Origin of the sequence: Vibrio amylolyticus, assembly GCF_023145695.1 — a bacterium.
Lineage (GTDB): Bacteria > Pseudomonadota > Gammaproteobacteria > Enterobacterales > Vibrionaceae > Vibrio > Vibrio amylolyticus.
The window spans coordinates 253,898-268,391 of the sequence record NZ_JAJHVV010000003.1; the positions used below are offsets into that span (position 1 = coordinate 253,898).

Below are 14,494 nucleotides of genomic sequence, written 5' to 3' on the forward strand. Positions count from 1 at the left end.
TAAAATGGCAATTTCAAGAAGAAGTTTTCTAAAAGGCGTCGCAACAACGAGTGCAGCTTCTGTTATCGGCCCGAGCTTGCTGGCCTCAACGTCTGCAATGGCGGCTGAAACAGAAGGTACTTGGCGTGTTTCTGGTTCTCACTGGGGGGCGTTCCGAGCTCGAGTTTATGCGGGTAAAGTACAAGAGATTAAACCGCTAGAGCTTGATAAGCACCCAACCGAGATGATTAACGGTATTAAAGGGATCATCTATAGTCCTTCACGCGTTCGTTACCCAATGGTACGTCTTGATTGGCTGAAGAAGCATAAATACAGTGCCGACACACGTGGTAATAATCGTTTTGTACGTGTTACATGGGATGAAGCACTCGATCTTGTTTATCGCGAACTAGAGCGTGTACAGAAAGATTATGGTCCTTGGGCTCTCCATACAGGTCAAACTGGTTGGCGTCAAACGGGTCAGTTCCACAGCTGTACTAACCATATGATGCGTGCAATGGGTTTGCATGGTAATTCTGTGAAGAAAATTGGTGACTACTCTACGGGTGCTGGTCAAACAATTCTTCCTTACGTATTGGGTTCAACGGAAGTTTATGCTCAAGGCACGTCTTGGGAACTGATTTTAGAGAACAGTGACAACATCATCATGTGGGGTAACGATCCAGTTAAAAACCTTCAGGTTGGCTGGAACTGTGAAACGCATGAGTCATTTGAATATCTAGAGCAGCTAAAAGAAAAAGTCGCGAAAAAAGAGATTAATGTCATTTCTGTTGACCCTGTTCAAAATAAAACAGGCCGCTTCCTTGATAGCGATCAGATGTACATTAACCCGCAAACTGATGTTCCTTTCATGCTGGGTGTTGCTCATGTCCTTTATAACGAAGGCTTACATGATCAAAAGTTCATTGATACTTACTGCTTAGGTTTTGATGACTTTATTCAGTACGTACAAGGCGAAACGAAAGATAAAGTTGAAAAAACACCGGAATGGGCAGCGAAGATTTGTGGTGCTAGCCCTGAGAAAATCCGTGAATTCGCACATATGTTGGTTAATGGCCGTACTCAAATTATGGTGGGTTGGAGTATTCAACGCCAAGAGCACGGTGAGCAACCATACTGGATGTGTGCAGTACTCGCAGCAATGGTAGGTCAGATTGGTCTACCGGGCGGTGGTATCTCTTACGGTCACCATTATTCTGGTATCGGTGTCTCTTCGACTGGTTTCGGCGCACCGGGTTCGTTCCCGCTGAATATCGATCAAGGACAACAGCCTAAGTACACGAACAATGACTTTAATGGTTATAGCCGAGTTATCCCTGTTGCTCGCTGGGTAGATAGCTTGATAGAGCCAGGTAAAAAGATCAAATCCAATGGTTCGACAGTGACACTGCCAGACATCAAGATGATGGTGTTTAGTGGTAATAACCCTTGGCATCACCACCAAGACCGCAACAAGATGCGTAAAGCGTTTAAAGCACTGCAAACGGTTGTTGCCGTAGACTTTGCGTGGACAGCAACGTGTCGTCACTCTGATATTGTACTTCCTGCCTGTACGCAGTGGGAACGTAACGATATCGATGGCTATGGTTCATACTCAGGTCGTGGTTTAATCGCAATGCAGAAGTTGGTGGACCCACTGTTCCAGTCAAAATCTGACTTTGACATCATGAGAAACCTAACTCGCCGTTGGGGCCGTCATGATGACTACACACGTGGTATGGATGAAATGCAATGGGTACGCTCTTTGTACGATGATTGCCGCAAAGCGAATGAAGGCGCATTTGAAATGCCTGAGTTTGACGAGTTTTGGGAAAAAGGCTTCCTTGACTTTGGTAAAGGAAAACCATGGACGCGTCATGCTGCATTCCGTGAAGACCCAGAAATCAATGCATTAGGTACACCATCTGGCTTTATCGAGATCTCTAGCCGTACCATCGGTAATATGGGATATGAAAAGTGTCAGAATCACCCGATGTGGTTTGAAAAATCAGAGCGTTCACATGGCGGTCCAGGTTCAGATAAACACCCTTACTGGCTGCAATCATGTCACCCAGACAAGCGCTTGCACTCACAGATGTGTGAATCGGAAGAGTTCCGTGCTACTTATACTGTGAAAGGCCGTGAGCCTATTTATATCAACCCGACTGATGCGAAGAAAAAAGGCATTAAAGATGGTGATATAGTTCGAGTCTTCAATGACCGAGGTCAGTTGTTAGCGGGCGCAGTATTAATGGATAGCTACGCACCAGGCGTTGTTCGTATCGAAGAGGGGGCTTGGTATGGCCCAATGAACGAGAAAGTAGGTGCGCTGGATACTTATGGTGATCCGAATACATTGACTCAGGATATTCCAACGTCAGAGCTTGCTCAGGCAACGTCAGCGAATACCTGTCAAGTCGACTTCGAGAAGTTCACTGGTAAAGTACCACCAGTAACGTCGTTCGGTGGGCCGATTGAAGTGAGTTAATTGCTTACAGAACCGAAATAATTGAATGCCAATCCAACAGGATTGGCATTTTTGTATTAAAATCCAAGTAGATAGTAATTTTGATTGGTGATGAGAGGTCTTATCACGACAACGAGAGAGGCTAAGTCGTCACTATGCCACAACTTATTACATTGGCTTGTCATCGTGAAGTATCGGTATTGAACAAAGACTTGTCGGTTTCACTCGCCAATCAAGAGCTAACATTTCGCTTTATCGGTATACACAACAACGAGATACCGACTGAATACCGCCTGTTCACCATGCCCTTTGATTTTGAACTATCCGCAACCTTAGTGGGTGATGGCTTTCAAATGCTCTCGCAAACATCGGGCAACTGCGATGATCCTACAGATATCGGGCGATGCTCAGATAATGATTCAAGTTATCGTATTTACCCTCAAACCGATGTTAAACGTTATTACAACTATTTAGTTATCGAGGAGTCGACAGGTTACACCCTGCTTGGCTTCACGAGTTGTCACCGCTTCGCAGGCTACTTCATTATTGTTGAAGAAGAGGAACAGCGTAAGATTGTCGCTAATATCGATGGAGAAAATACCTACCCATTAGAATGGGATAGCCAGAGACTAGAATCTGTTGCGGTATTAAGTGGCCCATCGTTGTCTCTGCTGTTTGAAGAATACACCCAGTTAATTTCTACCCATCATCCCGTTAAAAATACTTTGCATCAAAAATCTCCAATAGGTTGGTGCTCATGGTACGCCTACTATGCGGATGTAACTGAAGACAATATTCGACGCAATCTTTTGTCGATGCAAGACGACCTACAGTACCTAGAGTGGGTGCTATTGGACGATGGCTATCAAGCGTTCATGGGAGACTGGCTAACACCATCAAAAAAATTCTCTGGCGGTATAAAACCTCTAATTCAGGATATCTTGAAACAAGGGAAAAAGCCGGCTATTTGGATCGCCCCTTTTATTGCACAAGCGGAATCTCAGGTCTTTAAGCAACACCCTGAGTGGTTTGTTAGGCATGGTTCGGGTGAGCTATTAAAGGCTGAAGATATAACCTACGGCGGATGGCGCTGTACTCCATGGTATATTCTGGATGCGTCGAACCCAGAAGTGCAAGAACATTTAACGTCGGTCATACGAACCATGAGAGAAGAGTGGGGTGTTGAACTGTTTAAACTTGATGCCAATTACTGGGGATGTTTAAGAGGCCAACGCTTTCAATCTGGTGTGACGGGTGTGCAAGCGTATCGGATGGGTATGGAAGCTATTACTAAAGGAGCAGGCGATGCTTGGGTCTTAGGCTGTAATGCGCCAATGTGGCCGTCTCTCGGTTTAGTCGACGCGATGAGAGTTTCGGATGATGTGGAACGTTCGCCAGATCGTTTTAATCAAATAGCAAAAGAGACATTTTTCCGAAGTTGGCAGCATCGTAAGTTATGGCATATCGATCCAGACTGCGCGACTTTTGTTTCACTGGCGAATCAATCTACAGAACGCCAATATTATGAGTTTCATCGAACGGCGCTATTGGCTAGTGGTGGGCTTTTACTTTCAGGTGACCCTTTACCTGAGATCACGCCGTTTGCTAAGTCGAGCCTGACAAAATTGGTGCTGCGACAGAAACACAATCAGCACGCGGCAAAATTTACATCACTGTCCTTATCTCATGCGTTTCTGCCCATTACAGCGAGAAATGATCTTCATTGCTTGTTTAACTACCAAGACGATGAAAAAGACATAACGCTCACTTCAAACCGGCCCGTTTATTGGTACGATTATTGGACAGGGCAGAAACTGACTCCAGAACCCGTTCTGCTTCTTGAAGTCAGTTTAGAAAAAGGGTTAAGCAGTAGGGCGATTATTACGGCAAGTTAATCGCACTACTTTGTAGTATTGAGAGAGAAATTGGCGTTACTCAAATAAGAAGTAGTAGCCATAACCGACAAAGAAAGCGGGAATGACGGAATAGAGCGTAGCAACCAGCGCTGCTTTAGGGGCTAGCGCTATTGCTGGGAATAGGGCGTCACCGTCATTTGAAATTGAATTGGCCAACTGTGTTGATAACGGTACTGTACCTGAAATATATAGGCTGGTGATCAGTATCTGCGGCCCACAGCCGGGTAGTATTCCGACGGCCAGTCCAACCAATGGCATCCACATCCCCCAACCCGAAACCAATTGAGAGATATCAATCTCAGCAAAGAAGGTTGTAAGTTCAAAAAAGAGGAAAGCAACAATAACCCATGCGGTAACGAAGTTTGTATCTTGCGCGGCTTTTTGAATAGGGTGAGAGCCTGAATACTTTTGATCCTCAGAAACCGTCGATTGATAATCTTTAAGCTCTTTGGTTAACGACCACAAGAACATACTTAATAGAATCAATCCGGTTCCTAGCCATTCGATGGTCATTGAAGGAAGTGAAAACAACTCATTAATGTCGACTTGAAAAGAGCCAAGAGCTGCAATGGCAATAGCCGGAATCAGTAACAGTTTCCAAAATATCCCTTGTAAGTTAATTGCTTTTTTCTCAATGGTGTTTGTATTTAACCGCTGTATTTCTACCTCTCCTGAACAAACAGCCACATCGTCTGAGTCTGATACCTTCGGTCTCAAAAAGTCATCAGCATGAAATTTATTAACTACCCAGCCAGACAGACATCCAACCGCAATTCCGAGCAAGATGACACTGAACCCCACATCTGGCTTACTAGCAAGTAGAAGGAAGGCGGCATCTCCCATTGTTGAGGTTAAAACAGCAACGATTGCTCCGAAACCAACGCGACCACTTATGAATTGTGTCGTCACGACGATTGCACCACCACAACCGGGTAGGGCACCTAGTAGTGAGGCAAAGAACACTTGGTGGGTACGAGAGCGAGCGTAAAGCTTAACAAGCGCATTTCCTTTACTCATATAGCTTGATAGGTAATGGTAAATCGCAAGGGTGAATGCAACATAGCAAGAGACAGCCCAGAACGCGTCGGATAACGTAGTCACGGTGATTTCTCTGGTCGTGCTTGATGCGATCAGAGCAATAAGAGCGATAGGTAGTATGAGCCGTTTATAAGCCAGACGAAATTGAGAGCTAGAGAGCCAAGAGGGGTATTTAATAAGAGCGCTAGAAGTATTCATGGCAAAGGCCCAGTAGTTGATAATAATTCTCATTATATGCAAATGATAATCATTATCAACTGTGTTTTTGGAAATACAGCGTTAGTAGTACTTTTCCAATAGCGAATCGTAAATGCCATTTTGCTTTATTGTATGTAGGCCAATCATGAACGTAACCAGCAACCTATCCTTATCAGGGTGTTGTTTACTGATAGCAAGGTGAATCGGTTTAATGATCAAACTAAGGTCAACAAAATGAAAATCGTCAATGTCTAAACCTAGCGTTTTAATGGTGTACCTAGCGGCTCGTTCATCAGCGAGTATTGTATCTACTCTTTTTGCTTTCAGTTTGCGAATGTTTGTTTCTAGATTAGGCTCGGCGATACGTCTAAAGTCCGTTGATTGAGTAAATTCAGTATCGTATCCATGATCTTCAATGACGCCTACTTTCATCCCATTGAGTGATGATAGGCCTGAATAGTGAAATTTGTTTTCTTTCAAAACAATAAACTTTAACTGCACCAAAAGGTAAGGCACGCTAAATGCTAAATTCTCGGTACGAGAGTCTGCCCACCAGATTGATATGAGTGCATCTTTATGCTTGGTATTAACCTCTTTCAAGGCCCTTAACCATGGTTTGACTTGCAAATCGAGGTGATAGCCTTGGGATTCGTAGGCTGCCTTTACAATATCCACAGCTAATCCTGAATTAGGATTATTGAACACATAAGGAGGCCAAATAGCTTGGGTTGCGAAGATGACTTTATTGGAAGCGAGAGAACTAAATGAAATAAAACAAAGAGCCAGTAAAATTAGACGCACTGTCATAGAGATCTCCTTGAAAACCTTCTTAGTTTAGACGATAAAATAAACGTTTGACGGATAAATGATACGATTTGCAACGAAGTACAAAGTGGAATCACTCGGGGTTTAAGCGGTTAAGGAATGACAAATTCTAAAATTCAGGTAAAGTAACGCCTTTGTGAGCAATCTCACCCAATGAAGGGTGAATAAACTAAATGTACAGGAAGAAAGATGATTCTAGTTGTCGGTCATAAGAACCCAGATAGTGATAGTATTTGTAGTGCGCTAGTAGCAACTGAGCTACTAAAGTCTCGTGGCCTTGAAGCGATGCCAATTCGCCAAGGTGAAATTAACCGCGAAACTCAACATATTCTAGAAGTTGCTGATGCTGAATCTCCAGAATTACGCACATCTGTCGCTGGTGAAAAGATCTGGCTAGTAGACTACTCTGATCTAGCTCAAGCACCTGACGATGTAGCAGATGCTGAGATTCTAGGTATTGTTGATCACCACCGTCTAGGTGATGTGATGACAGTTAACCCAATGGAAGCTTGGATCTGGCCTGTCGGTTGTACAAACACAGTTCTATTCAACATGTTTAAGATTGAAGGTCACTCAATCTCTCAACAGATCGCTAAGCTAATGATGTCAGCAATCCTTTCTGACACAGTAGGCTTTGCTTCTCCAACCTGTACTCAAAAAGATAAAGATGCAGTTGCTGAGCTTGCAGAAATCGCTGACGTACAAGATGTTGATGCATTCATTAAAGATCTTCTGATTGCAAAAACGAACATTGAAGGCTTATCTGCTGCTGAATTAGTAGAGAAAGACCTTAAAGGCTACCCATTCAACGGTCGTGACGTTGTTGTTGGTCAAGTTGAATTAGCAACTCTAGATCAAGTTGATGGCATGATTGAAGCACTTGAAGCAGACCTTGAAGCTCGTTGTGAGAAAGATGGCCTAGCTTTCGCTGCTGTTATGTTAACTGACATCACAACGGCTCAAACTCGTCTTCTTTACAAAGGTGAGTGGGCTGAGAAATTAGTGAAGCATGAAAAAGATGGCTTCCTAATGATGGAAAATACACTAAGTCGTAAGAAGCAAGGCTGGCCTTGGCTACAAGCTGAATTAGTGTAATCGAATTCGATAAAATTAGGCGCCCGCAGATTTTTTCTGTGGGCGTTTTTATTGCTAAAAACAAAATTAGTAAAGTAAAGCTGAGGAATAAAATATGACGACAGCTCTAAGCGCCGATCAAATCTCGACGATCAACAGCTATAACGATGAGAAACGTTTTAACTATTGCATCAAAGAGATCGTATCGAATCGACAAGTCTGGATCCTGACCGATGAACATGGTTGTGTGATGTTGAATACAGAAGAAGACGATTGTGTACCAGTATGGCCGAACGAAGAGTTCGCAACGGCTTGGGCAACAGACGATTGGAAAGAGTGTAAAGCTGAATCGATTTCAATCAATAAGTGGCATAGCCGCTGGACGCAAGGGTTGGAAGATGACGAGCTTTCGATCGTAGTATTTCCAAATGAGAAAGAAGAGGGCGTTATCGTCTTCCCTGATGAGTTTGATTTCGAACTGAAGAAACAGGCTGCGAAGCGTTAGTAAAAGCTGAAAGTTTTTATCACGGAGAACGCATAACTTGTGTTCTCCGTGATATTTTAATTACTTAAAACAAGGCGCTTTATTAAAGTGGCTTTCGATCATGCGCTGAGTTATCTGATGTTGCGGGTTACCAAGTACTTTTTGCGTATCCCCCGATTCAACAACACTCCCTTCATGCATGACCATTATCTTATCGGTAATATGCTTAATGATCCCAATATGTTGGGATACATAGACAAACGACACCCCCATCTCTTCTTGAAGCTCTAGAAAAAGATTAATGATTTGTGATCTCATTGCCATATCTAAACCATTCAGTGCTTCGTCAGCGACGATAATTGATGGTTGGAGGATAAGCGCCCTAGCTAAGCAAACACGTTGTTTTTGACCTGTAGCGAGCATTTGAGGGTAAAAATACGCGTGCTCAGGAAGTAGGCCTACACGCCTTAGCGTCTCTTTAACTCGCTTCATGCGCGCTTCAGGCGGCATATTAGTATTTCTCTTTAGTGGCCCTTCTAAAATACGTCCAACCTGAATTCTAGGGTTTAAAGAGGTATTAGGGTCTTGGAAGATCATCCGTATGAGCTTACAACGTGTTGTGTAATCTTTATGTTCGAGTAACTCCCCATTAACTCTGATAGTACCAGCCGTGGGCTCTACCATACCTGACAGCATTCGAGCTAATGTTGACTTACCGGAACCATTTTTTCCGATAAATCCGATAGTCTGCCCGGCATCCAGTGAAAAGCTGACAGGCTTAACGGCATGTTGAATTTTCTTGTTAAAGAACCCTGAGCGAGTCACAAAGTCCTTTTTAAGTCCATTGACTTCTAATAAAGAACTCATGACTTTTTCTCCATGTTGAGAGGGAAGTGACAAGCAAATTTATGTTGCTTAACTCTTTGGCTCTGTGGCATTTCGACACATTGCTTCTGTGCATAAGGGCACCTAGGGCCAAGTCGACAGCCAATTGGTAAGTGTTGGAGTGGAGGAATTGAACCCGGTAGAGACTGCAGTTTTTGTTTATGAGGAATCCAGTCACTAAAGTCAGGAACCGCCTTAAGCAGTGCAGCTGTATAAGGGTGCTTTGGCGCACACATGATTTTCTTCGTGCTTGCAGACTCTACAGATTGACCACAATACATGACGGTAATACGGCTTGCCCACTGTGTAATCGTGGTCAAGTCATGTCCTACAAGTAGGATAGTTGTGTTATTAACCTGATTCATTCGGCTTAATAAGCGTAAAATCTGAGATTGAGTAATAGGGTCAAGGTCATTGGTGGGTTCATCTGCGATTAGGATTTTGGGCTTGGTCGCTATAGCCATCGCAATCATTACCTTTTGACACTCTCCATCGGTAAGCTCATAAGGGTAGCTTTCCATCAGGCTTTTGTGGTCTTTAATACCTACTTTATGCAGTAACGCTTGAGCTTGCTTCTTACGCCATTTCAATCGTTCCCACCACCTCCCGGTAAAGGACTTTGAAGGAATGGATTCAATGAGTTGATTGCCTACTTTCTCTGACGGGTCAAGACAAGTGGAAGGCTCTTGAAATATCATCGCAATTTCACGAGCGATCACTTTACGCCTCTCTCTCGGAGTCAATTGCAATAGGTCGATGTTGCCGTAACGCATTCTATCTGCGGTAACGTTCCAGTTCTCTTTACAAACACCAATAATGGCTTTCGCAACAAGACTTTTGCCTGAACCTGATTCACCTACTAAACCGCGTATTTCACCCTCATTTAGGGTCAAACTCATACGATCTACAGCTTTAACAAGCCCTTGAGGCGTGTCGATTTCAATCGTTAAATGACGAATATCGAGTAAGGGCATTATTCAGTCCCCGCATTAAGCGCATCTTGAACGCCTTCACCGACTAAATTGACAATAACTACTGCGACCATAATGGCTAAGCCCGGTAAGGTTACTGTCCATGGTGCTAAGTAGATAAGCTCGACGGAATCACCTAGAATCGCCCCCCATTCAGAGCTCGGTGCTTGTGCGCCTAACCCTAGAAAACCAAGCGCTGTAATATCGAGTATGGCAATTGAGAGTGCGAAGGTTAATTCGGTGGCGATAACAATAAGAATATTGGGCAATATAGAGTTCCAAAGCAGATAGAAGTCGTTCGCACCATCAAGCCGTGCCGCCATAATATAATCTTTCTCGATCTCATTGTGCACAGCGATATAAACGGAGCGTATAAACCGTGGAATAAGCGCGAGACAAATCGCCAACAGAATATTGAATTCGCCAAAACCTAGGAACGCCACAAAAATAATCGCAAGGAGCAGTGAAGGAATCGACATTATGGTATCAAGTAGGTGATTTAACGTACTTGAAAGTAGTCCTTTAGTCATTCCCGCTAGAATCCCAATAACACAACCAATCAAAGCGGCAATGAGCGTAATAATGATGGCCGAGCCAAACGTTAGTTGAGAACCTTTTATCAGTCTAGAAAGGATGTCTCGTCCTAAATCATCAGTACCTAAAAAATACTCTACGGTTCCGGATGGATTCCAAGAAGGTGGAATTAAAAGGTGGCTCGACTGAGCTTGTGGGTCGTGCGGCGTAATAAACGGAGCGGCTATTGTAATTAACAGCAGCAGAATCAAACACCACAGGCCAAACATAGCGAGGTTATTTGAACGAAAGCTTCGCCAAAAACGCTCAAACTGAGTGGGAATATGCTCTTCCTGATAAACGTTATTTGTTAGCATACCAATCCTTTCTCACCAGTGGGTTTATCATCGCACCGAATAAATCAGAGACAATATTCGCGGTTAAGACAAGTGTAGCAACGACCATTACACCAGCTTGAATGGCCGCATAATCTTGGTTAGCTAGCGCGTCGAGTAACCAACGCCCGATTCCAGGCCAGTTAAAGATGGATTCGGTAATTATGGCGAGGGTGAGCATACTGGAAAGCTGAACGCCAATCTTTGGAATAATTGGAGGGATAGCATTTCTTAAAACATGCTGTATGACGATCTCAAAGATGGATAGACCTTTGATTCGAGCGGCTCGGATGTAGTTTTGTGTCATGACTTCCGCCACAGAGGTTCTCATTAGACGAATAACTTGAGTTGTTGGAGCAAGAGCGAGAACCAAACATGGCAAAATCATGTGTTCTAGAACACTTTGTACGGTATGTGCTCGGTATTTTCCTTCTACGAAAAAGGCATCGATGAGTGCAAAGCCAGTAACATGTTCAACCTGATAAAGCAGATCATATCGGCCTGAAATAGGCAGCACTTGGTAGTGTAAAGAGAACACCATAATAAGAATGAGTGCGACCCAGAAAAGTGGTGCTGAATAGCCAGTCATAGACGTGAAAGAAATGATGGTGTCAACCCACTTTCCTTGTCTCATCCCTGCAATGGTTCCAAGGGGAATTCCAATAAACATGGCAATTAAAAAGGCGATGAGACAAAGCTCTATCGTCGCGGGGAACACAACGATCAATTCATCAATGATCTCTACGCCATTTCGATTAACACCAAAGTTTAGTTTTGACAGCTCGCCCAAATAACTAAACCAACCACTCCAAAAATCCAGATGAGCCCACGGGGATAAAGAATCGAGTCGCACGATGCTAAATCCAATGATGGTTAACAATAGTAAGGTAATGAAAAATAGATTGAGCCGACGAAGGGTATATAAAAACATTATCGCACCCTCTCTACTTCATTAAACGGCGGTACATTAAAAGGGCTGAATTTAAGTCCTTTTAATGAGTTATGATAGACATGAAATTGCATGCCATGAGCTATCGGTATGACTGGGAATTCTTCATTCAAAATATTTTGGGCTTGTTTGTACAAGTTTGTTCGATATCGTGGCTTGTCTACTTCAAGGGCTAAGTCGAGTAAGAAATCAAAGTCAGGGTTACACCACATCGACATGTTGAGTCCCGCTCGTTCAGAGTCACAAGAGAGCAAAGGTCTTAGAAAACCGTCAGGATCGCCAGTCACGCCAAACCACCCTGTTAAGAAGAGGTCGATGTTACTTTTCTTACTTGCGTCACTGCGGTTGAATCGATCTTCAGTGATCAAGCGAAGTGTAATACCAATATCAGCGAGGTTTGCCTGAATCAGTTCCGCCGTTTTTCTCGGACTTGGATTGTAGGCCTTGCTCTCGAGTGGTACTGCCATCGTTAGCTCAAGCCCGGATTCATAGCCGGCTTCACGAAGCAATGCAATGGCATAGTTACGGTCATAACGAATTTGAATGCTGTCTTTTTGATAAGCCCATGAAGTGGGTGGCAAAATTGTATAGGCTAAAGAGCCGGTGCCATAATAGACAGAATCGAGAATATTTTGTCTATTTATTGAAAAGTTGAGTGCTTTACGAACTCGAACATCGGTTAGGGCTGGATGAAGTGTATTAACGGCAATATAAGCGACATTTATGGCGGGCTTAGCGGTTAACACCAACGATTCCTGCTGTTGAATAATGGGAATTTGGCTCGAAAGCGGAGAGCTTAATACGTCACATTCGTTACGAAGCAACTTCGCAAATGTCCCTGTACCTCGGTGAGAAATGTCAAAGACAACTTGTTCAAGCTTAGCTGGGCCATTCCAATATTCATTGTGTCTTCTAAGACGAACTAAATCATTAACTTGGTGCTCATCAAAATAGAAGGGGCCAGTACCTATTGGTAGCGTATCTATTTGGTGCTTATTGTCGTTCTTTTCTAGCTCTGTTGCGTATTCGAGTGAGTGAATGACCGCGTGGCTGGTCGCAATATTTGATAAGAACGTATTATCAGGGCGGCTTAATGTGAACTTTACTTTATGATCGGACAACGCTTGTACATCGACTAGAAGGTTGTGGAAATCGATACCGGTAAACCATGGGTATTGTGCATTCCCAACATAATGGTATGGGTGAGTAGGGTCGATAATACGACGAAAACTAAAGGCGACATCGTCTGCGTTTAATGCTCGGCTAGGCGTAAACCAATGAGTACTTTGAAATTGAACGTTCTTTTTGAGATCAAAAATATACTCGGTACGTGATTTATTCACAGACCAAGTAGAAGCGATACTTGGAGTTGGTTGGTGGGTTTTTGGATGAAGCGTCACTAAAGTATCAAATACTTGTGGGCTCAAGGCTTCAGAGGTAATACCACTGTCCACAAGCTGCGGGTTCAATGTCGTTAGACTGCCTTGCCCACAGAAAATAAAACCGCTTTGTCTGATTTTATCGTGATCAACGTCTTCTCCGCAGCCAATTAACAAGCTTAAGCTGAAGAAACCAAATGTAAGTCGTAAGAAAGCTTTCATAGAAAGAACTTTGTTGAGGTAATAAGGCAATTTAATGTCGATGATTTGCCGTAAGATCTTAACAATTTACCATTTTTTATTGACTCAAACCAACTGAAAACAGTTGAATCCAGGAGGTTATTGTTCATTTTGTCCAATAAGGTCGTATTTTCGAACCATGCCCCTTAATTGATGATAGCTCAAGCCTAATAAGTCAGCCGCTTTACGTTGGTTGTATTGCGCTTCCTTTAGGGCCAATGTTAACAAGTCAATATCTTGCTTCTCTTGCCACTGCTTATAGTCAATCGGGAAATCAACCAAGAGACTCCTGGTGTCTTCAGGTTTTTCGAACGGTCCATGACTGCTGGTAGTCACACTTAAATTGTCATCTGAGAGTGGGGGAGTTTGGTTAGCGGGACTTGATAGGTTCGAGGGTGAGTCGATTTCGTCCCAGGTGTTTTCAAATGGATTAAAGATTAAGGAGTCAATTGGCTCTTCAACTGAATTTTGCTGGTAAATAGCGCGTTCGATAACGTTTTTAAGTTCCCTTATATTTCCTAACCAAGGGTACGTAATCAGTTGCTCCATTGCATTCTCGGTAAACCCTGCAAAATATTCAAGCTCAAGCTCTCGACACATTTTTATTGCGTAATGTTCAGCTAATAGCGGGATATCTTCCTTTCGCTCTCGAAGTGGTGGGATGTGAATGACATCGAAGGCTAGCCTATCTAATAGGTCTGCTCGAAACTTGTTTTGCTTCGCCAACTGAGGGAGATTCGCGTTGGTGGCGCAAACTAACCGGACATTGGCATTCAGTGTTTTTTGTCCGCCCACTCGTTCATATTGTCCATATTCAATGACGCGAAGTAATTTCTCTTGGACGGATAATGGAGCTGTCGCTAACTCATCTAAAAATAGAGTTCCACCTTCAGCTCGTTCAAATCGCCCTTGATGACGGCCCTTAGCGCCTGTAAATGAGCCAGACTCGTGCCCAAAAAGTTCGGAATCGATCAGTCCTTCACTAAGAGTGGCGCAGTTTAAAGAGACTAAGCTTTGCTCCCATCGTTTAGACAGATAATGCAACCGCTGAGCAATTAATTCCTTACCAGTCCCTCGTTCTCCGATAATCAATACAGGCCTTTCTATCGGAGCAAGGCGAGAGACTTTGTCCAGTACGGAAAGAAAAGCAGGAGATTCGCCGATCAAATTCTGACGCATAG

12 protein-coding genes are annotated in these 14,494 nt (G+C 43.5%); 4 read left to right on the forward strand and 8 right to left on the reverse strand.

Features of this window, described 5'->3' with window-relative positions; genetic code table 11:
* The first annotated feature begins 4 nt into the window (after positions 1 to 4).
* Together torA and KP803_RS06250 are read left to right on the forward strand one after the other, a co-directional pair.
* Positions 5 to 2,467 (forward strand): trimethylamine-N-oxide reductase TorA, encoded by a 2,463-nt coding sequence (gene torA / locus KP803_RS06245; RefSeq protein WP_248007986.1) that lies wholly within the window; start codon positions 5 to 7, stop codon positions 2,465 to 2,467.
* Between the two features lie 134 nt (positions 2,468 to 2,601).
* Entirely contained in the window at positions 2,602 to 4,341 is a 1,740-nt protein-coding gene (locus KP803_RS06250) for a glycoside hydrolase family 36 protein (RefSeq protein WP_248007987.1), read from the forward strand.
* 36 nt (positions 4,342 to 4,377) lie between these two features.
* On the opposite strand, the gene KP803_RS06255 is transcribed toward KP803_RS06250, so the two are convergent.
* Both KP803_RS06255 and KP803_RS06260 read right to left on the reverse strand, forming a co-directional pair.
* Positions 4,378 to 5,598 (reverse strand): putative manganese transporter, encoded by a 1,221-nt coding sequence (locus tag KP803_RS06255; protein WP_248007988.1) that lies wholly within the window; start codon positions 5,596 to 5,598, stop codon positions 4,378 to 4,380.
* Positions 5,599 to 5,679: 81 nt separating this feature from the next.
* Positions 5,680 to 6,405, reverse strand: a complete 726-nt coding sequence (locus KP803_RS06260; protein WP_248007989.1) for a transporter substrate-binding domain-containing protein — start codon at positions 6,403 to 6,405, stop codon at positions 5,680 to 5,682.
* A gap of 207 nt (positions 6,406 to 6,612) precedes the next feature.
* Between KP803_RS06260 and KP803_RS06265 the strand changes: the two genes are divergently transcribed.
* Entirely contained in the window at positions 6,613 to 7,518 is a 906-nt protein-coding gene (locus tag KP803_RS06265; protein WP_248007990.1) for a manganese-dependent inorganic pyrophosphatase, read from the forward strand.
* Positions 7,519 to 7,612: 94 nt separating this feature from the next.
* Positions 7,613 to 8,002: a DUF2750 domain-containing protein gene (locus KP803_RS06270; RefSeq protein ID WP_248007991.1), complete on the forward strand. Its 390-nt coding sequence runs from the start codon at positions 7,613 to 7,615 to the stop codon at positions 8,000 to 8,002.
* Positions 8,003 to 8,062: 60 nt separating this feature from the next.
* Here KP803_RS06270 and KP803_RS06275 read toward each other — a convergent pair whose 3' ends face one another.
* From KP803_RS06275 to pspF, 6 genes are all read right to left on the reverse strand, one after another.
* A complete protein-coding gene (locus KP803_RS06275) occupies positions 8,063 to 8,848 on the reverse strand; it encodes a peptide ABC transporter ATP-binding protein (RefSeq protein WP_248007992.1) in 786 nt (261 codons plus the stop codon).
* Entirely contained in the window at positions 8,845 to 9,840 is a 996-nt protein-coding gene (locus KP803_RS06280; RefSeq protein ID WP_248007993.1) for a peptide ABC transporter ATP-binding protein, read from the reverse strand. The genes KP803_RS06275 and KP803_RS06280 overlap by 4 nt, the downstream gene beginning before the upstream one ends.
* On the reverse strand, positions 9,840 to 10,727 hold the full coding sequence (gene sapC, locus KP803_RS06285; protein ID WP_248007994.1) for a putrescine export ABC transporter permease SapC: 888 nt from the start codon (positions 10,725 to 10,727) through the stop codon (positions 9,840 to 9,842). Before sapC ends, KP803_RS06280 begins: the two co-directional genes overlap by 1 nt.
* Positions 10,714 to 11,676, reverse strand: a complete 963-nt coding sequence (locus tag KP803_RS06290; RefSeq protein ID WP_248007995.1) for an ABC transporter permease — start codon at positions 11,674 to 11,676, stop codon at positions 10,714 to 10,716. The genes sapC and KP803_RS06290 overlap by 14 nt, the downstream gene beginning before the upstream one ends.
* On the reverse strand, positions 11,676 to 13,295 hold the full coding sequence (locus KP803_RS06295) for an ABC transporter substrate-binding protein (RefSeq protein WP_248007996.1): 1,620 nt from the start codon (positions 13,293 to 13,295) through the stop codon (positions 11,676 to 11,678). Before KP803_RS06295 ends, KP803_RS06290 begins: the two co-directional genes overlap by 1 nt.
* Before the next feature lie 117 nt (positions 13,296 to 13,412).
* Positions 13,413 to 14,492: a phage shock protein operon transcriptional activator gene (pspF, locus tag KP803_RS06300; protein ID WP_248007997.1), complete on the reverse strand. Its 1,080-nt coding sequence runs from the start codon at positions 14,490 to 14,492 to the stop codon at positions 13,413 to 13,415.
* Positions 14,493 to 14,494: the final 2 nt, after the last annotated feature.